The organism is Escherichia sp. TW09308, from assembly GCF_000208565.1.
Lineage (GTDB): Bacteria > Pseudomonadota > Gammaproteobacteria > Enterobacterales > Enterobacteriaceae > Escherichia > Escherichia marmotae.
In genome coordinates this window covers 3856667-3880424 of the sequence record NZ_AEME01000001.1, presented here as the reverse complement: position 1 = coordinate 3880424, position 23758 = coordinate 3856667, and the positions used below count along the sequence as shown (strand labels likewise).

The following is a 23758-nucleotide window of genomic DNA, read 5'->3' as shown; positions in this document are numbered from 1 at the left end:
TAGCGCACCACTTTGGTGCCCCAGAATGGTGCAATCTGGGGGCATTGCCCCATAGATCGTGCAGTAAGATTTCGTCGCATCTCGAAAAATCAACGGGTTGCAAAACTGGCACGATTTTTTCATATATATGAATGTCACGCAGGGGATCGTCCCGTGGATAGAAAAAAGGAAATGCTATGAAGTCTGTATTAAAAGTTTCACTGGCTGCACTGACCCTGGCTTTTGCGGTTTCTTCTCATGCCGCGGATAAAAAATTAGTTGTCGCGACAGATACCGCTTTCGTTCCGTTTGAATTTAAACAGGGCGACAAATACGTGGGCTTTGATGTCGATCTGTGGGCGGCAATTGCTAAAGAACTGAAGTTGGATTACGAACTGAAACCGATGGATTTCAGCGGCATTATTCCGGCATTACAAACCAAAAACATCGATCTGGCACTGGCGGGCATCACTATTACCGACGAGCGTAAAAAAGCGATCGATTTCTCTGACGGCTACTACAAAAGCGGCCTGTTGGTGATGGTAAAAGCCAACAATAACGATGTGAAAAGCGTGAAAGATCTCGACGGTAAAGTCGTTGCAGTGAAGAGCGGCACGGGTTCCGTTGATTACGCAAAAGCGAACATCAAAACCAAAGATCTGCGTCAGTTCCCGAACATCGATAACGCCTATATGGAACTGGGTACCAACCGCGCAGACGCTGTTTTGCACGATACACCAAACATTCTGTACTTCATCAAAACCGCCGGTAACGGCCAGTTCAAAGCGGTAGGTGACTCCCTGGAAGCTCAGCAATACGGTATTGCGTTCCCGAAAGGTAGCGACGAACTGCGTGACAAGGTCAACGGCGCGTTGAAAACCCTGCGCGAGAACGGAACTTACAACGAAATCTACAAAAAATGGTTCGGTACTGAGCCGAAATAATTATTGCCTTTAATTTATGGCCCGGTGGCCTTTTGCATACCGGGCCTGCGTTTCGCCCAGCCAGTCTTCTGGCTCAGGGTATTTACACCACGGTAACAGGAACAACATATGCAGTTTGACTGGAGTGCCATCTGGCCGGCCATTCCGCTTCTGATCGAAGGCGCTAAAATGACTCTGTGGATTTCTGTCCTCGGTCTGGCTGGCGGCCTGGTGATCGGCCTGGCGGCTGGTTTTGCACGCACCTTCGGTGGTTGGATAGCCAACCACGTCGCGCTGGTCTTTATTGAAGTGATCCGCGGGACACCTATCGTCGTCCAGGTAATGTTTATCTACTTCGCCCTGCCGATGGCGTTTAACGACTTACGTATCGATCCGTTTACTGCGGCGGTGGTCACCATCATGATCAACTCCGGCGCGTACATCGCGGAAATTACCCGTGGAGCGGTATTGTCAATCCACAAAGGTTTTCGTGAAGCCGGGCTGGCGCTCGGTCTTTCACGCTGGGAAACCATTCGCTACGTGATTTTACCGCTGGCACTGCGCCGTATGCTGCCGCCACTGGGCAACCAGTGGATCATCAGCATTAAAGACACCTCGCTGTTTATTGTTATCGGCGTGGCGGAACTGACCCGTCAGGGACAAGAAATTATTGCCGGTAACTTCCGCGCCCTTGAGATCTGGAGCGCCGTAGCGGTGTTCTATCTGATTATTACCCTGGTGCTGAGCTTTGTTCTGCGTCGTCTGGAAAGAAGGATGAAAATCCTGTGATTGAATTTAAAAACGTCTCCAAGCACTTTGGGCCAACCCAGGTGCTGCACAATATCGATTTGAACATTAGCCAGGGCGAAGTGGTGGTGATTATCGGACCATCCGGTTCGGGTAAATCGACCCTGCTGCGCTGCATCAACAAACTGGAAGAAATCACCTCCGGCGATCTGATTGTCGATGGCCTGAAGGTTAACGATCCGAAAGTTGACGAGCGTCTGATTCGCCAGGAAGCAGGCATGGTGTTCCAGCAGTTTTACCTCTTCCCGCACCTGACTGCGCTTGAAAACGTCATGTTTGGCCCGCTGCGCGTGCGTGGTGCAAACAAAGAAGACGCAGAAAAACTGGCGCGTGAACTGCTGGCGAAAGTTGGCCTCGCGGAACGCGCGCATCACTACCCTTCCGAGCTTTCTGGTGGTCAGCAACAGCGTGTGGCGATTGCCCGTGCGCTGGCGGTGAAGCCGAAAATGATGTTGTTCGATGAACCGACATCGGCTCTTGATCCGGAACTGCGCCATGAAGTGCTGAAGGTCATGCAGGATCTGGCAGAGGAAGGTATGACGATGGTGATCGTAACCCACGAAATCGGTTTTGCCGAAAAAGTGGCTTCACGTCTTATCTTTATCGACAAAGGCCGGATTGCGGAAGATGGCAATCCACAGGTGTTGATCAAGAATCCGCCAAGCCAGCGTTTGCAGGAATTTTTACAGCACGTCTCTTAATAAGACACATTGCCTGATGCGTTACGCTTACCAGTCCTACAGAATATATAGCAACTTATTGAAATTGCATAAATTTGTAGGAGCGTTCACGCCGTATTCGGCAAAAAAGCCCGCACGTTATCAGCAACCTGCTTAATATCCCTTCCTCCCTTTCACCCGAAAGGGAGGAACACCAGATTCCTCTCATTTAAAATTCCCCCTCCCCCAGCATCTATACTTATCTTTTTGCTCTATTTTCTCACTGGAGGAGTCATGCGGTGGATCCTGTTCATCCTCTTCTGCCTGCTGGGCGCACCTGCCCACGCGGTATCCATACCCGGCGTTACAACCACAACGACAACGGCCCCAACGACTGAACCGGCTCCGGAACCGGATATTGAACAAAAAAAAGCGGCCTATGGTGCACTGGCGGATGTGCTGGATAATGACACCTCGCGCAAAGAGTTAGTCGATCAGTTACGCACCGTCGCCGCCACGCCCCCCGCGGAACCCGTACCGAAGATCGTGCCGCCAACGCTGGTTGAAGAGCAAACCGTGCTACAAAAGGTGACCGAAGTCAGTCGCCATTATGGTGAAGCTCTCTCCGCACGCTTCGGGCAACTTTATCGCAATATTACTGGCTCCCCACATAAACCGTTTAATCCGCAAACCTTCTGCAACGCCCTTACCCATTTTTCCATGCTGGCCGTTTTAGTGTTTAGTTTTTACTGGCTGGTTCGCCTGTGCGCACTGCCGTTATATCGCAAAATGGGTCTGTGGGCGCGGCAGAAAAATCGTGAGCGCAGTAACTGGTTACAGCTTCCGGCGATGATTATCGGTGCGTTTATTATCGACCTGCTGTTACTGGCACTGACATTATTTGTCGGTCAGGTTTTAAGCGACAACCTGAATGCGGGCAGCCGCACCATTGCTTTTCAACAGAGTCTGTTTCTCAATGCTTTCGCCCTGATTGAATTTTTCAAAGCTGTTTTACGCCTGATTTTCTGCCCGAACGTTGCTGAACTGCGTCCATTCTCTATTCAGGATGAGAGTGCCCGCTACTGGTGCCGCCGCCTTAGCTGGCTAAGCGGCCTGATTGGTTATGGCCTGATTGTGGCTGTACCGATTATCTCAAACCAGGTGAATGTGCAAATCGGGGCACTTGCGAACGTCATCATCATGCTGTGTATGACGGTGTGGGCGTTGTATCTGATATTCCGTAATAAAAAAGAGATTACCCAGCATTTGCTCAACTTCGCGGAACACTCACTGGCCTTTTTCAGTCTGTTTATTCGTGCTTTTGCGCTGGTGTGGCACTGGCTGGCAAGCGCCTATTTTATCGTGCTGTTTTTCTTCTCGTTATTTGACCCAGGAAACAGCCTGAAATTTATGATGGGCGCGACGGTGCGTAGCCTGGCGATTATTGGGATCGCGGCGTTTGTTTCCGGTATGTTTTCTCGCTGGCTGGCAAAAACCATTACCCTTTCGCCACACACTCAGCGTAACTATCCGGAACTGCAAAAACGGCTGAACGGCTGGCTGTCGGCGGCGCTGAAAACGGCACGTATTCTGACAGTGTGCGTAGCGGTGATGCTACTATTCAGCGCCTGGGGACTGTTCGATTTCTGGAACTGGCTGCAAAACGGCGCGGGGCAGAAAACGGTGGATATCCTGATCCGCATCGCTCTCATCCTTTTCTTCTCGGCAGTTGGCTGGACGGTACTCGCCAGTTTGATCGAAAATCGGCTGGCTTCGGATATTCATGGTCGCCCGCTGCCCAGCGCCCGCACGCGTACCCTGCTGACACTGTTTCGCAACGCGCTGGCGGTGGTAATCAGTACCATCACCATTATGATTGTGTTGTCGGAAATTGGCGTCAATATTGCGCCGCTACTGGCAGGAGCCGGAGCGTTAGGGCTGGCGATTTCCTTCGGTTCGCAAACGCTGGTGAAAGATATTATTACCGGGGTGTTTATTCAGTTTGAAAACGGCATGAATACCGGAGATTTAGTCACCATCGGGCCGCTGACCGGCACGGTTGAACGCATGTCGATTCGATCCGTGGGCGTGCGCCAGGATACCGGGGCTTATCACATTATTCCGTGGTCCTCGATAACCACCTTTGCCAACTTTGTCCGCGGCATTGGCTCTGTGGTGGCGAATTACGATGTTGATCGTCATGAAGATGCCGATAAAGCCAATCAGGCGCTAAAAGATGCCGTGGCGGAAGTGATGGAAAATGAAGAAGTTCGCGGGCTGATTATCGGTGAACCTAACTTTGCCGGAATTGTTGGCTTAAGCAATACCGCGTTTACACTGCGTGTTTCGTTTACCACGCTGCCACTCAAACAGTGGACGGTACGTTTTGCCCTCGACAGCCAGGTAAAAAAACATTTCGACCAGGCGGGTGTTCGCGCACCGATTCAGACTTATCAAGTGCTGCCTGCTCCGGGCGTTACCCCGGCAGAACCATTACTACCGGGAGAACCGACACTTTAACGCTGACGATTGGCAAAACGACGACGCTGTTCGTCGTTCATAAAGGTCCAGGCAATGAAGCGGCTCTGCTTTTGCCCCTGGGCCATCTCTTTTTTGACCACTTTCACCGAGCCAACATCCGTCAGAGCACGATACAACGGCGGTAAGTTTTCGCCACGAGAAACCAGCGAGGTGAACCACATTACCTGCTTCGCAAAGCCTTTACTCTCTTCAATCATCTTTTTGATGAAAGCCACTTCACCGCCTTCGCACCACAGCTCCTGCTGCTGACCGCCAAAGTTCAACGCATCGTCTCTGTTTAATCCGAGATTACGCCGTTTGCGCTCGCTACCAGCACGCGCTGCCGCGGCAGAGTCGTGGAACGGCGGGTTACACAAGGTTGCGTCATATTGCTCATTTTTATGGATAATGCCGTTAAAAATAGCACTATTCTCTTTTTGCCGACGCAGGCGGATGGCGCGGTTAAGCCCCGGATTGGCGCTGATGATCGCCTGCGCGCTGCTTAACGCCTGACTGTTAGTTTCAGTACCGGTAAAACGCCAGCCATATTCATGTACGCCAATCAGCGGATAAATACAGTTCGCGCCAACGCCGATATCCAGAATGCTGGCACTGGCCGGAATTGTTCCGGTCGCCTCAGCCAGTAAATCGGCAAGATGATGAATATAATCCGCCCGGCCAGGTACTGGCGGACACAGAAAACCGTCAGGAATATCCCAGTTCGCCACGGCATAAAAATGTGCCAGCAACGCCTTGTTGAGCGCCTTCACCGCCAGCGGATTGGCGAAGTCTACGCTTTGCTCACCGGCAGGGGTAAGCGTGAGAAATTGCTTCAGTTCAGGATTCACCTGACAGAGCGTGGCGAGATCGTAGCGGCTGTGATGACGGTTGCGCGGGTGCAACCCCGGTTTCTGGGCGGACATAGCATTCTCCTTTAAGCAGCGGCGTAAGATACCCGCATAACGCGGCAGGGTAAATATCTGGCTGCGTTTAACATGACTCAAAACCTTAACCTGACTGCATTTTTCAGCAATTCACCATAAAAATCAGCCCCCTGCATGTCATTGATTTGTCTGGTTTTGTAAAAATACATCGTTCAAAAAACAAGCACATCTCTGTCAATTTTTTGCGTCATTCTCATCACGCAGGCGACCTACACTTATCAGGCACTACTCGTTGTATTTATGAGGATGTCATTATGAAAAAGTGCCTCGCACTACTGCTTGCCACCGTCCTGAGCGGAATCACCTTCACGGCTTATGCCGCGCAACCTCTGAGTAACCAGGACAGCGGTCAACTACGGCCAGCCGGAACCGTTTCGGCAACCGGTGCATCTAACCTAAGCGATCTGGAGGAAAAACTGGCAGAAAAAGCGCGCGAACAAGGCGCGAAAGGTTATGTCATTAATTCCGCAGGCGGAAATGATCAGATGTTCGGTACTGCAACCATCTACAAATAACCACACCAACGCAACTGCATTCGCCTCTGGATGCAGTTTTCGCCTGTTTTGTAAGCAAAAAACATCAAATATGAACACAATGTAAATAAATGTATTTATTTTTCACGCAATGGGTGATAGAAAATCGCGCCAAGTGATAATGCTTATCAAAATTATTATCACTTCAAGATTACTATTACGGGATTAACAGTGGCATCGCATCCGCAGAGACGCTTTCTCGTGACAGTGAAAATTTAAACATATAAGAAAAAGTCACCTGCCAAATGGAAAACAATCGCAATTTCCCTGCCAGACCCTTTCATTCGCTCACGTTCTTTGCCGGTCTTTGTATCGGCATCACGCCTGTGCCACAGGCTCTCGCCGCAGAAGGGCAACAAAACACTGATGATACACTGGTTGTCGAGGCATCGACGCCTTCGCTTTATGCGCCACTTAAATCTGCCGATCCAAAATTCTCCCGCCCGGTCATCGATACCACCCGCACAATGACGGTGATTTCTGAACAGGTGATAAAAGATCAGGGCGCAACCAACCTTACTGACGCGCTAAAAAACGTACCTGGCGTGGGCGCATTTTTTGCCGGTGAGAATGGTAATTCCACTACCGGCGACGCCATTTATATGCGCGGTGCGGATACCTCTAACAGCATTTATATTGATGGCATCCGCGATATTGGTAGTGTCTCACGTGACACTTTCAATACCGAACAGGTGGAAGTCATTAAAGGCCCATCCGGCACCGATTACGGACGCAGCGCGCCGACGGGTTCGATCAATATGATCAGTAAACAGCCACGTAATGACTCTGGTATTGACGCCTCTGCCAGTATTGGTAGCGCCTGGTTCCGTCGCGGCACACTGGACGTCAATCAGGTGATTGGTGACACCAGCGCAGTGCGCCTGAATGTGATGGGCGAAAAAACGCACGATGCCGGGCGCGATAAGGTTAAAAATGAACGTTACGGCGTCGCCCCTTCCGTGGCATTAGGCCTCGGTACGTCGACGCGTTTGTATCTCAACTATTTACACGTTACCCAGCACAACACGCCGGACGGCGGCATTCCGACCATTGGTTTGCCGGGTTATTCCGCACCTTCTGCAGGAACGGCGGCACTGAACCATTCCGGTAAAGTGGATACGCATAACTTTTATGGTACGGACTCCGATTACGACGATTCGACCACCGATACCGCCACTATGCGTTTTGAACATGACATCAGCGATAACACCACCATTCGTAATACCACCCGCTGGTCGCGCGTGAAGCAGGATTATCTGATGACGGCGATTATGGGCGGAGCATCGAATATTACCCAGCCCACCAGCAATGTGGATAGCTGGACGTGGTCACGCACGGCGAATACTAAAGATGTGAGTAATAAAATCCTCACCAACCAGACTAACCTGACGTCGGCGTTCTATACCGGTTCAATCGCCCATGATGTCAGTACCGGCGTGGAATTTACCCGCGAAACGCAGACCAACTACGGCGTTAATCCGGTGACGTTACCGCCGGTGAACATTTACCATCCTGACAGCAGCATTCATCCTGGCAGTCTGACGCGCAACGGTGCCAATGCTAACGGTCAGACAGATACCTTCGCGATTTATGCCTTCGATACGCTGCAAATCACCCGTGATTTTGAGCTGAACGGCGGGATCCGTCTGGACAATTATCATACTGAATATGACAGTGCTACCGCCTGCGGCGGCAGTGGTCGCGGTGCCGTCACCTGCCCAACTGGCGCGGCAAACGGTTCTCCGGTCACCACCGTCGACACCGCCAGGTCGGGCAATCTGGTCAACTGGAAAGCCGGGGCGCTGTATCATCTGACGGAAAATGGCAATGTCTACGTCAACTATGCTGTTTCCCAACAACCGCCTGGCGGCAGCAACTTCGCTCTTGCACAGTCTGGCAGCGGTAACAGCGCCAACCGCACCGACTTTAAACCGCAAAAAGCGAAGACCAGCGAAATTGGCACCAAATGGCAAGTGCTGGATAAACGCCTGCTACTAACTGCCGCGCTGTTCCGTACCGATATCGAAAATGAAGTTGAGCAAAACGACGACGGGACTTACTCGCAGTACGGTAAAAAGCGCGTCGAAGGCTATGAGATTTCCGTGGCTGGAAATATCACTCCCGCATGGCAGGTGATTGGCGGATATACCCAGCAAAAAGCGACCATTAAAAATGGTGCGGACGTGGCTCAGGATGGTTCGTCATCACTGCCGTATACGCCAGAACACGCCTTTACCTTATGGAGCCAGTATCAGGCAACGGATGATATCTCCATTGGTGCAGGCGCACGCTATATCGGCAGTATGCATAAAGGTTCTGACGGCGCGGTGGGAACTCCGGCGTTTACTGAAGGTTATTGGGTTGCCGATGCCAAATTGGGCTATCGCGTCAATCGCAACCTCGATTTCCAGTTAAACGTCTACAACCTGTTTGATACCAATTACGTGGCCTCGATTAACAAGAGCGGCTACCGCTATCATCCAGGCGAGCCAAGAACCTTCCTGCTCACCGCCAATATGCATTTCTGATTCAGATATGGGGCGCAGGGCTTACTAAGATTGATGGCGAGAACAGGACTGCCTGATGCGCTGCGCTTATCAGGCCTACAAGGTTGTGCAACACGTTGAGTTCACATCATTTGGTAGGCCGGATAAGGCATTCACGCCGCATCCGGCATGAACAAAGCACCTGCTGTTAAAAATCGGTGTGGGGTGAAGCCCCACTTTTTGGAGAACTTGTATGATGTACCACATTCCCGGCGTGTTATCGCCACAGGACGTCGCGCGTCTTCGTGAACAACTGGAACAAGCCGAATGGATTGATGGTCGTGTCACCACTGGCGCGCAGGGCGCACAAGTTAAGAGCAATCAGCAAGTGGACACCCGCAGCGCGTTATATGCCGCATTGCAAACTGAGGTGCTTAACGCGGTTAACCAACATGCTCTGTTCTTTGCCGCTGCCTTGCCGCGTACCCTATCCACGCCGCTGTTTAATCGTTATCAGAACAATGAAACCTATGGTTTTCATGTGGATGGCGCAGTACGCAGTCATCCGCAAAACGGCTGGATGCGCACAGACCTTTCTGCGACGCTGTTTTTGAGCGATCCACAAAGCTATGAAGGCGGCGAACTGGTCGTCAATGACACCTTCGGGCAGCATCGGGTAAAACTCCCGGCAGGCGATCTGGTGTTGTATCCTTCGAGTAGCCTGCACAGCGTAACGCCCGTCACGCGCGGCGTGCGGGTGGCCTCGTTTATGTGGATCCAGTCGATGATCCGCGATGATAAAAAGCGCGCCATGCTGTTCGATTTGGACAACAACATTCAGTCGCTGAAAAACCGCTTTGGTGAAGGTGAAGAAATCCTGTCGCTACTCAATCTTTATCACAATCTGCTGCGAGAATGGTCGGAGATATGACAATTGAACTGCCGGAGTTTGTCCCTATATTAGCTACACTTAATTGTACAAGCATTGATATGGGGAGGATGATATGGCATCCGGTTGGGCTAATGATGACGCCGTCAACGAACAGATCAACAGTACAATTGAAGATGCGGTTGCCCGCGCTCGGGATGAAATCCCGCGTGGTGAAAGCCTGTATGAATGTGAAGAGTGCGGTGCTCCCATCCCGCAGGCCCGTCGGGAAGCCATTCCTGGCGTGCGCTTATGCATCCACTGCCAGCAGGAGAAAGATTTACAAAAACATTCTTATACAGGATATAATCGCAGAGGATCGAAGGACAGCCAGTTACGTTAACTACAACTGGCATGGAGTACAGCAAGTATAATTTGCATTTTGCGTGGCATTCCGTGCCTTTAACGCAGCCGTAACTGACACGCGGTACAAAATTGAATCATAAGCACGACAAATAGATGAATTATCAGCATCTTAGATATCAATCAATTTATTTGAACAAGGCGGTCAATTCTCTTCGATTTTATCTCTCGTGAAAAAACGTGATACTCATCACATCGACGAAACAACGTCACTTAAACAAAATCACCTGCGAGAGATTAATTATGAAAACTATCAATACTGTTGTTGCTGCTATGGCTCTTTCAACTCTGTCATTTGGCGTGTTCGCGGCACAACCGGTAACGGCATCCCAGGCACAAAGCATGAATAAAATCGGCGTAGTTTCTGCCGATGGCGCATCCACCCTCGACGCGCTGGAAGCAAAACTGGCAGAAAAAGCTGCGGCGGCTGGTGCCAGTGGATACAGCATTACTTCTGCCACCAACAACAATAAATTAAGCGGAACTGCGGTTATCTATAAGTAATTCACAGGTCGTATAAGGTGTTTACGCCATATCCGGCAACAAGTGCCTGATGCGACGCTACCGCGTCTTATCAGGCCTACAAAATCCGAACCGTTGACCGGCATCCGGCAAAAGAATTTCCCTGTCTGTTTACCGACAGACGCATGTGCTCTAACCCTCATTGATCCTATGTTACCCTTGTTTGCCCGTCCGTCACTGGACGGGCTTTTTTTCGCTGGCTGACTATTGGCAGAAAGTCTGCAACGTCGCTTCTGGTACACCAATTTGCCGCGCCGCGTCACAAATCGCCTGCCAGCTCCCGGCATCTAACGGGATCCCCAGCTCCTGCCGTTCACGGCGCATATTCACTTCCCATTCGCCTGGCAGCAAAATCGGCTTATCTTCATCATGCGGCGAAGCTTTCACCCACTCGGCAAAGGCTTCGGTCTGCTCTGCACAATCTGGCGCGCCGAACAATTCCGGGTTAACGATGATGGTGGTCATACAGTTAAGAATGGTATCGGGGCTGGTTTGTAACGTTTCCTGATGGGTCGTTTTGCCGCCGGAAAGCGCACCACCAAGAATTTCGCACATCGCCGCCAGGGCATAACCTTTATGTTCGGCAAAGGTCAGCAGTGATCCCAACGGTGACTCCTGCATCACTGCCGGATTGGTCGTTGGCACGCCGTTAACATCAATCAGGCAGCCTGGCGGTACGGGCACACCTTTATGCCAGGCGACACGGGTTTTGCCAAATGCAATGGCGCTGGTGGCATAATCAAGCAACAGCGGGAAGTTATCCTTTCGTGGAAAGACCACGCAGAACGGATTGGTGCCGAAGCGACGATCGCGACCATGGAACGGTGCCACCATCGGAATCCCCACTACGCTCACAAAGTGAACAGAGACAAACCCCGCCGCTGCGCACTGTTCCGCCCAGTAACCGATACGCCCGATATGATGAGAGTTACGCAGTGCCACAGCAGCAATTCCGTGCTGACGCGCTTTTTCAATGCCAAGTGTCATGGCCTCGTACGCCGCCACCTGACCGAATGCACGATCACCATCAAGCGTGACCACTGCCCCCGCATCTTTGACAATTTTAGCGTGATGGTTGATTTGCAAAGAACCCAGTCGCCAGGACTGCACATAGCTCGGGATCATGCCAATCCCATGTGAATCATGCCCTGCCAGATTTGCCGCAATTAAATGATCTGCTACTAGTTTTGCTTCCTGTTCCTCGCTACCCATCTGACGAAACACAGTCAGAATAAAGTTGTGCAGCGTCCGGGCATGAAAGCGATGACCACTTGCCATAGTTAACTCCTGTTTATGTTATATGCCTGTTGCTTTTTTATGCTGCGCGCCGCACGCGGGAAGGTCAATAAATATGCTGCAATTTCATGTTGCTGTGGAGTAAAGGCCGGATGACGCTCATCATCCGGCAGGGGGAGAAATTAAAATGATTGCTTAACGCGCGCCAGGCCATCGCTAACGGATGCCACTTCGCCCGCCGCCACCAGGCAGCAAGCCATCTGGATTTTTAGTGATTTGGGAATCGGTTCGCTGCCTGCCAGACAACGCTCAATCCACTTCGCGGTGGTTTCCGGGTCTTTTGCTTCTGGCAGTATCAGTAGCTCACTGCCTGCATCGTCCTGTTTTTCATACAGCACCCGCGTTCCTTCGCGATCAATCAGATTGATTTGCGGACAGCGTTGCGGATTTGCATACACTTCGCCTTCGGTGCCGTGCATTAACAGCGCCCTCCCACCGATGTCGTTAAAGAATTTCGCCACCCGCCCGACATATTCCGGATGCGAAACACTGGAAAGACGCAGCGCATCACCTTCAGCAAATGGCGTCGCCAGTTTCGCCAGCGTATGCGCACTGTTACGCACGCCCATCCGCCAGCGCATCGCCAGTTGTTTTTCCAGCGGCGGGCAAAACGCGCCTACAGGCATAAACACAGGTTGATGTTCGTCGAGCTTCGCCTGCGCCTGGCCGCCGTGCAGCGTTGGCGTAATCCCCATCAGTTCGAAAATGGTTTCGCTCAGCACGCGGGTCGGATCTTCGCTAACACCGTGAACCACTACTGGAAAACCGAGTTTGTGCAGCAGGATCGCCAGCAATGGCGTCAGGTTGGCCTGTTTACGCGCACCGTTGTAACTGGGAATAACAACAGGAATCGGCTTGCCAACAGGGGGCGTCAACTTGATGGTGTGATTTTGCATGGCTTCGTAAAAGCCGAGCATCTCTGCTTCCCCTTCCCCTTTGATACGCAGCGCCATCAATACGCCGCCCAACTCAAGGTCAGGTACTTCACCGTTGAGCATATGGGCATACAGGCCGCGCGCCGTATCCTGGTCTAAATCGCGCGCATGGTTTTTGCCGCGCCCGATCTCTTTGATGATTTTGCGATAGTCCATTTATGACTCCTTACCTGACTCACATCATTAACGCCGCCGACGGCGTGGGGATTTTGCTTTTTCTTTCTTTTTAACTATACCTTCAGGGACTTCGGGTTGCTCAATCGGAAACACCGGTAAGGCATCAAGTAACCGCTTGCCGTAGTTTTTGGTTAACAAGCGTTTATCATAAATCACCACTTCACCCCAGCAACTGTGGCTTCGAATCAGACGCCCAACTTGCTGAATCAGGTTAAACGAGGCGCTCGGCAGGCTTTGTACCTCAAAGGGATAACGATTAAGACTTTTTAGCCATTCGCCTTCGGTGATCACCACCGGGCTGTCGATGGGGGGAAAGGCGATTTTATGAATATGCACCTGACTTAGCAGGTCACCTTTCAGATCAAGGCCTTCGGCAAAAGACTGTAAACCTACCAATACACTGCGCTCACCGTTAGCAACGCGTTTACGATGCAGTTCAACTAAGCGGTAGCGAGGCTGATCGCCCTGCACCAGCAACATCAGACGTAAATCCGTCACATAGTCGAGAAATCGCTGCATCGCCCGCCCGCTGGCAAACAACACCAACATGCCGAGATGTTTTTTGCTCTCTACCTGCTCACGGAAAAAGGCCGCCATTTCGGCAATATGCTGCTCTTCGTTGTCAATGGACGGTTCATAACGCATCTGCGGAATGACAATTTTGCCCTGTTCGCAGTGGTTGAAGGGGGAATCCAGCGCCACAAAGCGATCGCCCGCTTTCTCTTTCAACCCACTCATCTCCTGCAAACGCGAAAAACTGTTCAGCGAACGCAAGGTTGCAGAAGTGATAATAATGTGCGGAATACTGCGCCACAGCAGCCTTTCGAGTTGATCGCTGACGCGGATCCCCACACAGTGAAACCAGAGATGTAGCTGCCCGTCGCGTTCTTCCCGCGTCGCCCATTTGGTTACCGGCGCACCAGAAGATTGCGCCAGAGACGCCAGCCGCCAGAGTTTGCTCTGCGCCTCAAACATCCCCAGCGCGCGGTTCATCTGCAAAATCAGTCGATGCAAACGCACAATGTCATGGCTACCGGTTTTCTCACTTAAATCATTGAGGAATAACTCAGCCAGACCACGCAGCATCTCGGTCAGTTTTGCCAGCCGCTGGCAGATCTCCAGTACTTCATCCGGCAATTCGCCCATCGCAAAACGGTGCTCTGCCTCTTGCCCGGCAGGCATATAGAGATTGAGGATGTTGTTTAAAGAGGCGATAAGCTCATACAACTCTTCACAATGCGCATTCAACCGTTCAGGGATCGCCAGCGGTGGAATGGTCTTCGGGCGAAACTGCTCCATGCAGGTGGCGACCAGTTTTGTGAACAGATCCAGTTGTAGCCGATACCAGGGTGCAGTAATTTCCGCGCTCATTTCCAGCGCATCCCGCGCCACGTCCGGCAGGTGATGACCTTCATCCAGCACCAGCAGCAAATTTTTCGGTTCTGGCAATACCGCTTCGCTTTCCATCGCCGCCATCACCAGCGCATGGTTTGCCACTACCACTTCCGCTTCCTGAATTTCCCGGCGGGCAACAAAAAACGGACATTCGCGGTAGTAATAACAGTTACGGTTGAGGCAACTGGCTTTGTCGGTACTCAGACGACGCCAGAGATCGTCATCAATGGCGATATCAGTGTGATCGCGCAGGCCATCCCATTTATAAGTATCGAGATCGCCCTTCAGCTTTGCACAACGTTTTTGTTCTTCCTGATTGTTCGGTGTCAGTTCATCGTCGAGAAACGCGAGCAGATCCTGTTGTGTGGGTTCGGTACTGGCAAGCGCCGTCAGGTTACGCGGGCAAACGTAGCGCCCACGCCCGAAAGCGGCGGTGAATTTTAGATCGGGAATGATCTTTTTCAGCAGCGGCAAATCTTTGCTGTAGATCTGATCCTGCAACGCCACGTTAGCGGTACTCACCACCAGCGTTTTTTGCTCTTCGCGGGCAATGGCGATGCCGGGGATCAAATAGGAGAGCGTTTTCCCAACGCCGGTGGGGGCTTCAATCGCCAGATGCCGCCCTTCTTCTCCGGCCAGTGTTTTGGCGACATCCGCAATCATCTGCCGCTGCGGCGCACGGGGAATAAAGTCGGGGATCTGTTCCTGAAGCGCCTTATACCAGGCGGCAATTTGCGCTTTAAGCGCGGCGGTTAATGCCATGAGAAAACCTGAAATACTGTATAAACAGCCAATATTGTGGCATTTTTCAGTTTTCAGGGGTAATGATTTTTCTGTTTCTGGAAAGTGGCTCGCAATAACCGCCAGGATAATACGGTCTAATTCCTGTTCGACAACAAAGGATTCAACACGTCATGCAAGACACCATCATAAATTTCTACAGCACCAGTGACGACTACGGGGATTTTTCTAACTTTGCCGCCTGGGCCATCAAGATTGACGGCAAAACCTGGCCCACCTCAGAACACTATTTTCAGGCACAAAAGTTCCTTGATGAAAAATACCACGAAGAGATCCGCCGGATTTCCTCACCCATGATCGCCGCGCGTATGGGGCGTGACCGTTCTAAGCCCCTGCGTAAAAACTGGGAGTCGATAAAAGAAGAGGTGATGCGCAAAGCGCTTCGCGCTAAATTCGAACAACACGCAGAACTGCGCGCGCTCCTGCTGGCAACCGCGTCAGCGAAACTGGTTGAGCATACGAAAAATGATGCTTACTGGGGAGATGGCGGTAATGGTCAGGGCAAGAATCGCCTGGGCTACCTTTTAATGGAGCTGCGCGAACAATTGGCTGCGGAGAAGTAACGCATCGGGTGGCTTGTGGGCGGTAAAACAGAGAAATCTTTTTGCCGCGCTTGCAAATTGCTGACTAGCGCTTGTAGTGATATGCCGGATGCGGCGCGAACGCCTTATCCGGCCTACAAGTTGTTAAAATTCAATATATTGTAGGAACCACGTAGGCCTGATAAGCGTAGCGCATCAGGCAGTTTTGCGTTTGTCATCAGTCTCAGATGCCGGGCATTACCCGGCATAAAAGATTACTGAGCTGCGGCAGGTTTACGCGGACGGCGGCGACGTTGTTGCTCGCCTGCCGGTTTGGCATCACCAAGACGACGAGACGGTTTTGCTGCAGGCTTCGCGTTACCAGCCTTCGCACCGCTTTCTGCGCGACGCGGTTGCTGTTGACTACGACCACCGCTCTGCCCACGACCGCCGCCGCTGCGTTGCTGGCGACCGTTCTGGATCGGTTCGGCTTTAATTGACGGGTCCGGCTCATAGCCCGGAACAGCGATACGCGGGATCTCTTTTTTCAGCAGTTTTTCGATATCGCGCAACAGTTTGTGCTCATCAACACACACCAGCGATAACGCTTCGCCGGTGGCTGCGGCACGACCGGTACGCCCGATGCGGTGCACGTAATCTTCCGGTACGTTTGGCAGCTCATAGTTGACGACGTGTGGCAACTCTTCGATATCCAGGCCACGCGCGGCGATATCGGTCGCCACCAGCACACGAATATCACCCGATTTAAAATCGGCCAACGCACGAGTACGCGCACCTTGCGATTTATTACCGTGGATCGCCGCACTGCGGATGCCATCTTTATTTAGCTGTTCTGCCAGATGGTTGGCACCATGTTTGGTACGTGTAAACACCAGCACCTGCTGCCAGTTACCTTTACCAATCATGTGCGACAGTAATTCCCGTTTGCGTTTCTTATCAACAAAATGAACGTGCTGGGTCACTTGCTCAGAGGCGGTATTACGGCGCGCCACTTCGATTTCTAGCGGGTTATGCAGCAGTTTTTCTGCCAGCGCTTTAATCTCGTCAGAGAAAGTCGCGGAGAACAGCAGGTTCTGGCGTTTCGCGGGCAGCTTTGTTAACACACGGCGAATATCGTGGATAAAGCCCATATCGAGCATACGGTCAGCTTCATCAAGGACGAGGATTTCTATCTGATCCAGTTTCACCGCATTCTGGTGTTCCAGGTCCAGCAGACGCCCGGGCGTTGCCACCAGCACATCAACACCGCCGCGCAGTTTCATCATCTGCGGGTTAATGCTGACGCCGCCAAACACCACCAGCGAACGAATGTTCAGGTATTTGCTGTAATCACGGACGTTTTCGCCAATCTGCGCCGCCAGTTCACGGGTCGGGGTGAGGATCAACGCACGAACCGGACGACGCCCTTTGGCGTGCGGCTCACGGGAAATCAGGTGTTGCAGTAGCGGCAGCGTAAAGCCCGCTGTTTTACCCGTGCCGGTCTGGGCACTGGCCATCAGATCACGGCCTTCCAGTACTGCGGGGATCGCCTGCTGCTGAATAGGGGTGGGTTCACGGTAACCTTGCTCGGCAACGGCGCGCAGGATATCAGGGCTTAAACCCAAAGAATCGAAAGACATAACTACTCCGAACCGCCCCGACCGTTACCGGTGTAGTTTTCAGGGAGATACTGAAAAGGAAAATGACAAAAACCACAATGTCATGAGGGAGCGGAGTGTAGCAGTTTTTGTGACGCAGCGCATAAATTATCCCTGTGACTGGCGTTGCTAAAATTCTTAGCCATACTGGACAACGCTAAAAATGAGTCATAATCTTAATCAATCATTTGATTAAGAATGGGCTGTGCGATGAATAGTCCTGCCATGACAACCAAAGGTGAACAGGCCAAAAAACAGCTAATTGCTGCGGCACTGGCACAGTTTGGTGAGTATGGAATGAACGCCACCACCCGCGATATCGCCGCCCTGGCCGGGCAGAATATCGCAGCCATCACCTATTACTTCGGTTCGAAAGAAGATTTATACCTCGCCTGCGCCCAGTGGATTGCCGATTTTATTGGCGAGCAGTTCCGTCCGCACGCCGAGGAAGCCGAACGCTTGTTCGCACAACCACAGCCGGATCGCGCCGCTATCCGCGAACTGATCCTTCGCGCTTGCAGGAACATGATTCAACTGCTCACCCAGGATGATACCGTCAACCTCAGCAAGTTTATCTCCCGTGAGCAGCTCTCTCCCACGGCGGCCTACCATCTGGTGCATGAACAGGTGATTAGTCCGCTACACAGCCACCTTACACGCTTGATTGCCGCCTGGACCGGCTGTGACGCCAACGATACCCGCATGATCCTCCATACTCATGCGCTGATTGGCGAGATTCTGGCGTTTCGTCTCGGCAAAGAAACGATTCTGTTACGTACCGGCTGGACCGCGTTCGATGAAGAAAAGACCGAACTGATTAACCAGACGGTAACCTGTCATATCGACCTGATTTTGCAAGGATTATCGCAAAGGAGTTTGTAGTGATGAAAAAACCTGTCGTGATTGGACTGGCGGTAGTGGTACTTGCCGCCGTGGTTGCCGGAGGCTACTGGTGGTATCAAAGCCGCCAGGATAACGGCCTGACGCTGTATGGCAACGTGGATATTCGCACTGTTAATCTTAGCTTCCGTGTCGGTGGTCGCGTTGAATCTCTGGCGGTAGACGAAGGTGATGCCATCAAAGCGGGTCAAGTGCTGGGCGAACTGGATCACAAGCCGTATGAGATTGCGCTGATGCAGGCGAAAGCAGGCGTTTCGGTGGCGCAGGCACAATATGATCTGATGCTTGCCGGTTATCGCGATGAAGAAATCGCCCAGGCTGCCGCTGCCGTAAAACAGGCGCAGGCCGCTTACGACTATGCGCAGAATTTCTATGCTCGTCAGCAAGGATTGTGGAAAAGCCGCACTATTTCGGCAAACGACCTGGAAAATGCCCGCTCCTCGCGCGACCAGGCTCAGGCAACGCTGAAATCAGCACAGGATAAATTGCGTCAGTACCGTTCCGGTAACCGTGAACAGGACATCGCCCAGGCGAAAGCCAGCCTCGAACAGGCGCAGGCGCAACTGGCGCAGGCGGAGCTGAATTTACAGGACTCAACGTTGGTAGCCCCCTCTGATGGCACGCTGTTAACCCGCGCGGTAGAGCCTGGCACAGTGCTCAATGAAGGTGGCACGGTGTTTACCGTTTCACTAACGCGTCCGGTGTGGGTGCGTGCCTATGTCGATGAGCGCAATCTCGACCAGGCCCAACCGGGCCGCAAAGTGCTGCTCTATACCGATGGTCGCCCGGACAAGCCGTATCACGGGCAGATTGGTTTCGTTTCGCCAACCGCTGAATTTACCCCGAAAACCGTCGAAACGCCGGATCTGCGCACCGACCTTGTCTATCGCCTGCGGATTGTGGTGACCGACGCCGATGATGCGTTACGCCAGGGAATGCCAGTAACGGTGCAATTCGGTGACGAGGCAGGACATGAATGATGCCGTTATCACGCTAAACGGCTTGGAAAAACGCTTTCCGGGTATGGACAAGCCCGCCGTCGCACCGCTCAACTGTACCATTCATGCCGGTTATGTTACGGGGCTGGTGGGGCCGGATGGCGCGGGTAAAACCACGTTGATGCGGATGCTGGCCGGGTTACTGAAACCCGACAACGGCAGTGCTACGGTCATTGGCTTTGATCCGATCAAAAACGACGCGGCGTTACACGCGGTGCTCGGCTATATGCCGCAGAAATTCGGTCTGTATGAAGATCTCACGGTGATGGAGAATCTTAATCTGTACGCGGATTTGCGCAGCGTAACCGGTGAAGCGCGAAAACAGACGTTTGCTCGCCTGCTGGAGTTTACTTCTCTTGGCCCATTTACCGGACGCCTGGCGGGTAAGCTCTCTGGCGGGATGAAACAAAAACTCGGGCTGGCCTGTACCCTGGTGGGTGAGCCGAAAGTGTTACTGCTCGATGAACCCGGCGTCGGCGTAGACCCCATCTCACGGCGCGAGCTGTGGCAGATGGTGCACGAACTGGCAGGCGAAGGGATGCTGATCCTCTGGAGTACCTCATATCTCGATGAAGCCGAACAGTGCCGTGACGTATTGCTGATGAACGAAGGTGAGTTGCTGTATCAGGGAGAACCGAAGGCTCTGACGCAAACCATGGCCGGACGTAGCTTTCTGATGACCAGCCCGCACGAAAGCAACCGCAAACTGCTGCAACGAACGCTGAAACTGCCGCAGGTCAGCGACGGGATGATTCAGGGGAAATCAGTACGTCTGATCCTCAAAAAAGAGGCCACACCAGACGATATTCGCCGCGCCGACGGAATGCCGGAAATCAACATCAACGAAACCACACCTCGCTTTGAAGATGCGTTTATTGATTTGCTGGGCGGTGCCGGAACCTCAGAATCACCGCTGGGCGCAATATTGCATACGGTAGAAGGCTCACCGGACGAGACGGTGATCGAAGCGAAAGAGCTGACCAAGAAGTTTGGCGATTTTGCCGCCACCGATCACGTCAATTTTGCCGTCAAACGCGGTGAAATCTTTGGTTTGCTGGGGCCAAACGGTGCGGGGAAATCCACCACCTTTAAGATGATGTGCGGCTTGCTGGTGCCGACCTCCGGTCAGGCGCTGGTGCTGGGAATGGATCTGAAAGAGAGTTCCGGTAAAGCGCGCCAGCATCTCGGCTATATGGCGCAAAAATTTTCGCTGTATGGCAACCTGACAGTCGAACAGAATTTACGCTTTTTCTCCGGCGTGTATGGCTTACGCGGTCGGGCGCAGACTGAAAAAATCACCCGTATGAGCGAGGCGTTCGGCCTGAAAAGCATTGCCTCACATGCTACCGATGAACTGCCATTAGGTTTTAAGCAGCGGCTGGCGCTGGCCTGCTCGTTGATGCATGAACCGGATATTCTGTTTCTCGATGAACCCACTTCCGGCGTCGATCCCCTCACCCGCCGCGAGTTTTGGCTACATATCAACAGCATGGTAGAGAAAGGTGTCACGGTGATGGTCACCACCCACTTTATGGATGAAGCGGAATATTGCGACCGCATCGGACTGGTGTATCGCGGGAAACTGATTGCCAGCGGCACGCCGGACGATTTGAAAGCGCAATCGGCCAATGATGAGCAACCCGACCCCACGATGGAGCAAGCCTTTATTCAGTTGATCCACGACTGGGATAAGGAGCATGGCAATGAGTAATCCGATCCTGTCCTGGCGTCGCGTGCGAGCGCTGTGCGTTAAAGAGACGCGGCAGATCATTCGCGATCCGAGTAGCTGGCTGATTGCGGTGGTGATCCCGCTGTTGCTGCTGTTTATTTTTGGCTACGGCATTAACCTCGACTCCAGCAAGCTGAGGGTCGGAATATTGCTTGAACAGCGTAGCGAAGCGGCGCTGGATTTCACCCACACCATGACAGGCTCACCTTATATCGACGCCACTATCAGCGATAATCGCCAAGAATTAATCGCCAAAATGCAGGCGGGGAAAATTCGTGGTCTGGTGGTGATTCCGGTGGATTTCGCGGAACAGATGGAGCGTGCCAACGCTACCGCGCCAATTCAGGTGATTACCGACGGCAGCGAGCCAAATACCGCCAACTTTGTGCAGGGTTATGTCGAAGGGATCTGGCAGATCTGGCAAATGCAGCAAGCGGAAGACAACGGGCAGACTTTTGAGCCGCTTATTGATGTCCAGACTCGCTACTGGTTTAACCCGGCGGCGATTAGCCAGCACTTTATTATTCCCGGTGCTGTAACCATTATCATGACGGTGATCGGCGCGATCCTCACCTCGCTGGTGGTGGCGCGGGAGTGGGAACGCGGCACTATGGAGGCTTTGCTCTCTACGGAGATTACCCGCACGGAACTGCTGCTGTGTAAGCTGCTCCCCTATTACGTCCTCGGCATGCTGGCAATGCTGCTGTGTATGCTGGTGTCGGTATTTATTCTCGGTGTGCCATATCGCGGTTCGCTGCTGATTCTGTTTTTTATCTCCAGCCTGTTTTTACTCAGTACGCTGGGGATGGGGCTGCTGATTTCAACGATTACCCGCAACCAGTTCAACGCCGCACAAGTCGCACTGAACGCCGCGTTCTTGCCGTCGATTATGCTCTCTGGCTTTATTTTTCAGATCGACAGTATGCCTGCGGTGATCCGCGCGGTGACGTACATTATTCCCGCACGTTATTTCGTCAGCACCCTGCAAAGCCTGTTTCTCGCCGGGAATATTCCGGTAGTGCTGGTCGTGAATGTGCTGTTTTTGATCGCTTCGGCGGTGATGTTTATCGGTCTGACGTGGCTGAAAACCAAACGTCGACTGGATTAGGGAGAAGAGCATGTTTCATCGCTTATGGACGTTAATTCGCAAAGAGTTGCAGTCGCTGCTGCGCGAACCGCAGACGCGCGCGATTCTGATTTTACCCGTGCTGATTCAGGTGATCCTGTTCCCGTTCGCCGCCACGCTGGAAGTAACCAACGCCACCATCGCCATTTACGACGAAGATAACGGCGCACATTCGGTAGAACTGACCCAACGTTTTGCCCGCGCCAGCGCCTTTACCCATGTGTTGCTGCTGAAAAGTCCACAGGAGATCCGCCCGACCATCGACACGCAAAAGGCGTTATTGCTGGTGCGCTTCCCGCCTGATTTCTCGCGCAAACTGGATACCTTCCAGACCGCGCCGTTGCAATTAATTCTCGACGGACGTAACTCCAACAGTGCGCAAATCGCCGCTAACTACCTGCAACAAATCGTCAAAAACTATCAGCAGGAGCTGCTGGAAGGAAAGCCGAAGCCAAACAACAGCGAGCTGGTGGTGCGCAACTGGTATAACCCGAACCTCGACTACAAATGGTTCGTGGTGCCATCACTGATCGCCATGATCACCACTATCGGCGTAATGATCGTCACTTCGCTTTCTGTTGCCCGCGAACGTGAACAGGGAACGCTCGATCAGTTGCTGGTTTCGCCCCTCACCACCTGGCAGATATTTATTGGTAAAGCCGTCCCTGCGTTAATTGTCGCCACGTTCCAGGCCACCATTGTGCTGGCGATTGGTATCTGGGCGTATCAAATCCCCTTCGCCGGTTCGCTGGCGCTGTTCTACTTTACGATGGTGATTTACGGTTTATCGCTGGTGGGCTTCGGTCTGTTGATTTCATCACTTTGTTCAACGCAACAGCAGGCGTTTATCGGCGTATTTGTCTTTATGATGCCTGCAATCCTGCTTTCCGGTTACGTTTCGCCGGTGGAGAACATGCCAGTATGGCTGCAAAACCTGACGTGGATTAACCCTATCCGCCACTTTACAGACATTACCAAGCAGATCTATTTGAAGGATGCGAGTCTGGATATTGTGTGGAATAGTTTGTGGCCGTTACTGGTGATAACGGCCACAACAGGATCAGCGGCGTACGCGATGTTTAGACGCAAGGTGATGTAACTTTTTATCTTTCGCCAGTAGCGACACTACCGCCGGGCCGGCAAGGATCGCCAGCCCTGCAATTGCCAGCAAATAGTTATTTTCCAGCACGCGGGACAACAGCCACAGCACAATCAGCGCCGCGCCAAAATACCAGGTGGTGGTCAACTCTTCCAGCACATCTGCTACCTCGCGCCAGCGTTGCTCAGGATGACGCTGTAACACCAGCATCATCACTACTGTTACACAATACAGCACGCATAACCCTACGCCGACATGAACCAGCGTCTTACTCATCCAGCCCATAACCAGCAGCGCCACTACCAGTAAATGCAACATAATCTGCCAGCAACTTAGGCCAGTTGCGACACGAACGCGTTGTTGCCACTTCATGGCTTCTCTCCTGAAGAATTTATCTCTACTAATTCAGAGTACCGAACTTTACGGAAAATTCCGTAAGACCGCACCTTTTTGTGACGC

21 protein-coding genes are annotated in these 23758 nt (G+C 52.4%); 15 read left to right on the top strand and 6 right to left on the bottom strand.

From position 1 onward, the window contains the following. Window positions 1-176: 176 nt before the first annotated feature. The 4 genes from glnH to ybiO all read left to right on the top strand — a co-directional run bounded on the left by glnH (window position 177) and on the right by ybiO (window position 4888). Entirely contained in the window at window positions 177-923 is a 747-nt protein-coding gene (gene glnH / locus ESM_RS0118585; RefSeq protein WP_000843858.1) for a glutamine ABC transporter substrate-binding protein GlnH, read from the top strand. Window positions 924-1031: 108 nt separating this feature from the next. Beyond that, complete coding sequence (glnP, locus tag ESM_RS0118580; RefSeq protein ID WP_001159054.1) at window positions 1032-1691, top strand: glutamine ABC transporter permease GlnP; 660 nt, start codon at window positions 1032-1034, stop codon at window positions 1689-1691. Beyond that, entirely contained in the window at window positions 1688-2410 is a 723-nt protein-coding gene (gene glnQ / locus ESM_RS0118575) for a glutamine ABC transporter ATP-binding protein GlnQ (protein ID WP_000569100.1), read from the top strand. Before glnP ends, glnQ begins: the two co-directional genes overlap by 4 nt. A 252-nt stretch (window positions 2411-2662) precedes the next feature. After that, the gene (gene ybiO, locus ESM_RS0118570) at window positions 2663-4888 is read left to right on the top strand and encodes a mechanosensitive channel protein (RefSeq protein ID WP_001267202.1); all 2226 of its coding nucleotides are present in this window, start codon (window positions 2663-2665) and stop codon (window positions 4886-4888) included. On the opposite strand, the gene rlmF is transcribed toward ybiO, so the two are convergent. After that, a complete protein-coding gene (rlmF, locus tag ESM_RS0118565; RefSeq protein ID WP_010379667.1) occupies window positions 4885-5811 on the bottom strand; it encodes a 23S rRNA (adenine(1618)-N(6))-methyltransferase RlmF in 927 nt (308 codons plus the stop codon). The two genes, ybiO and rlmF, sit on opposite strands and share 4 nt — an antisense overlap. 275 nt (window positions 5812-6086) lie before the next feature. Between rlmF and mcbA the strand changes: the two genes are divergently transcribed. The 5 genes from mcbA (at window position 6087) to ybiJ (ending at window position 10646) form a co-directional block, all read left to right on the top strand. After that, on the top strand, window positions 6087-6347 hold the full coding sequence (gene mcbA, locus ESM_RS1000000128535) for a DUF1471 family periplasmic protein McbA (RefSeq protein ID WP_001516045.1): 261 nt from the start codon (window positions 6087-6089) through the stop codon (window positions 6345-6347). A gap of 263 nt (window positions 6348-6610) precedes the next feature. Further along, on the top strand, window positions 6611-8893 hold the full coding sequence (locus ESM_RS0118555) for a catecholate siderophore receptor Fiu (protein ID WP_000429983.1): 2283 nt from the start codon (window positions 6611-6613) through the stop codon (window positions 8891-8893). 211 nt (window positions 8894-9104) lie between these two features. Beyond that, window positions 9105-9782 (top strand): PKHD-type hydroxylase YbiX, encoded by a 678-nt coding sequence (ybiX, locus tag ESM_RS0118550; protein WP_000990187.1) that lies wholly within the window; start codon window positions 9105-9107, stop codon window positions 9780-9782. Window positions 9783-9855: 73 nt separating this feature from the next. Next, on the top strand, window positions 9856-10122 hold the full coding sequence (gene ybiI / locus ESM_RS0118545; RefSeq protein WP_000146371.1) for a C4-type zinc finger protein YbiI: 267 nt from the start codon (window positions 9856-9858) through the stop codon (window positions 10120-10122). A gap of 263 nt (window positions 10123-10385) precedes the next feature. Beyond that, window positions 10386-10646 (top strand): DUF1471 family protein YbiJ, encoded by a 261-nt coding sequence (gene ybiJ / locus ESM_RS0118540; protein WP_000849310.1) that lies wholly within the window; start codon window positions 10386-10388, stop codon window positions 10644-10646. Between the two features lie 222 nt (window positions 10647-10868). Here the strand turns inward: ybiJ and ESM_RS0118535 are convergent, their stop codons facing one another. The 3 genes from ESM_RS0118535 to dinG all read right to left on the bottom strand — a co-directional run bounded on the left by ESM_RS0118535 (window position 10869) and on the right by dinG (window position 15229). Next, window positions 10869-11942: a malate/lactate/ureidoglycolate dehydrogenase gene (locus ESM_RS0118535; RefSeq protein WP_000146184.1), complete on the bottom strand. Its 1074-nt coding sequence runs from the start codon at window positions 11940-11942 to the stop codon at window positions 10869-10871. A 140-nt stretch (window positions 11943-12082) separates the two neighbouring features. Further along, entirely contained in the window at window positions 12083-13051 is a 969-nt protein-coding gene (gene ybiB / locus ESM_RS0118530) for a DNA-binding protein YbiB (protein WP_000386506.1), read from the bottom strand. 27 nt (window positions 13052-13078) lie between these two features. Next, window positions 13079-15229: an ATP-dependent DNA helicase DinG gene (gene dinG / locus ESM_RS0118525; RefSeq protein WP_001218667.1), complete on the bottom strand. Its 2151-nt coding sequence runs from the start codon at window positions 15227-15229 to the stop codon at window positions 13079-13081. Window positions 15230-15348: 119 nt separating this feature from the next. On the opposite strand from dinG, the gene ESM_RS0118520 reads away from it, so the two are divergent. Then, window positions 15349-15831 (top strand): NADAR family protein, encoded by a 483-nt coding sequence (locus ESM_RS0118520; protein WP_072274915.1) that lies wholly within the window; start codon window positions 15349-15351, stop codon window positions 15829-15831. 233 nt (window positions 15832-16064) lie between these two features. Here ESM_RS0118520 and rhlE read toward each other — a convergent pair whose 3' ends face one another. After that, entirely contained in the window at window positions 16065-17429 is a 1365-nt protein-coding gene (gene rhlE / locus ESM_RS0118515; RefSeq protein WP_000007078.1) for an ATP-dependent RNA helicase RhlE, read from the bottom strand. A 228-nt stretch (window positions 17430-17657) separates the two neighbouring features. On the opposite strand from rhlE, the gene cecR reads away from it, so the two are divergent. From cecR to ESM_RS0118490, 5 genes are read left to right on the top strand one after another with little or no spacing between them, the layout of a single operon-like run. Then, window positions 17658-18329 (top strand): DNA-binding transcriptional regulator CecR, encoded by a 672-nt coding sequence (gene cecR, locus ESM_RS0118510; protein ID WP_010379660.1) that lies wholly within the window; start codon window positions 17658-17660, stop codon window positions 18327-18329. A gap of 2 nt (window positions 18330-18331) precedes the next feature. Beyond that, the gene (gene hlyD, locus ESM_RS0118505; RefSeq protein WP_001516038.1) at window positions 18332-19327 is read left to right on the top strand and encodes a secretion protein HlyD; all 996 of its coding nucleotides are present in this window, start codon (window positions 18332-18334) and stop codon (window positions 19325-19327) included. Continuing rightward, a complete protein-coding gene (locus ESM_RS0118500; protein WP_000997115.1) occupies window positions 19320-21056 on the top strand; it encodes an ATP-binding cassette domain-containing protein in 1737 nt (578 codons plus the stop codon). The genes hlyD and ESM_RS0118500 overlap by 8 nt, the downstream gene beginning before the upstream one ends. Continuing rightward, a complete protein-coding gene (locus ESM_RS0118495) occupies window positions 21049-22182 on the top strand; it encodes an ABC transporter permease (protein ID WP_000070110.1) in 1134 nt (377 codons plus the stop codon). Before ESM_RS0118500 ends, ESM_RS0118495 begins: the two co-directional genes overlap by 8 nt. Before the next feature lie 10 nt (window positions 22183-22192). After that, window positions 22193-23299 carry an ABC transporter permease gene (locus ESM_RS0118490; RefSeq protein ID WP_000469021.1) on the top strand — a complete coding sequence of 369 codons (1107 nt, stop codon included), beginning with the start codon at window positions 22193-22195 and terminating at the stop codon, window positions 23297-23299. Here ESM_RS0118490 and ESM_RS0118485 read toward each other — a convergent pair. Continuing rightward, window positions 23261-23671: a YbhQ family protein gene (locus ESM_RS0118485; protein WP_000871975.1), complete on the bottom strand. Its 411-nt coding sequence runs from the start codon at window positions 23669-23671 to the stop codon at window positions 23261-23263. The two genes, ESM_RS0118490 and ESM_RS0118485, sit on opposite strands and share 39 nt — an antisense overlap. Between the last annotated feature and the right edge of the window lie 87 nt (window positions 23672-23758).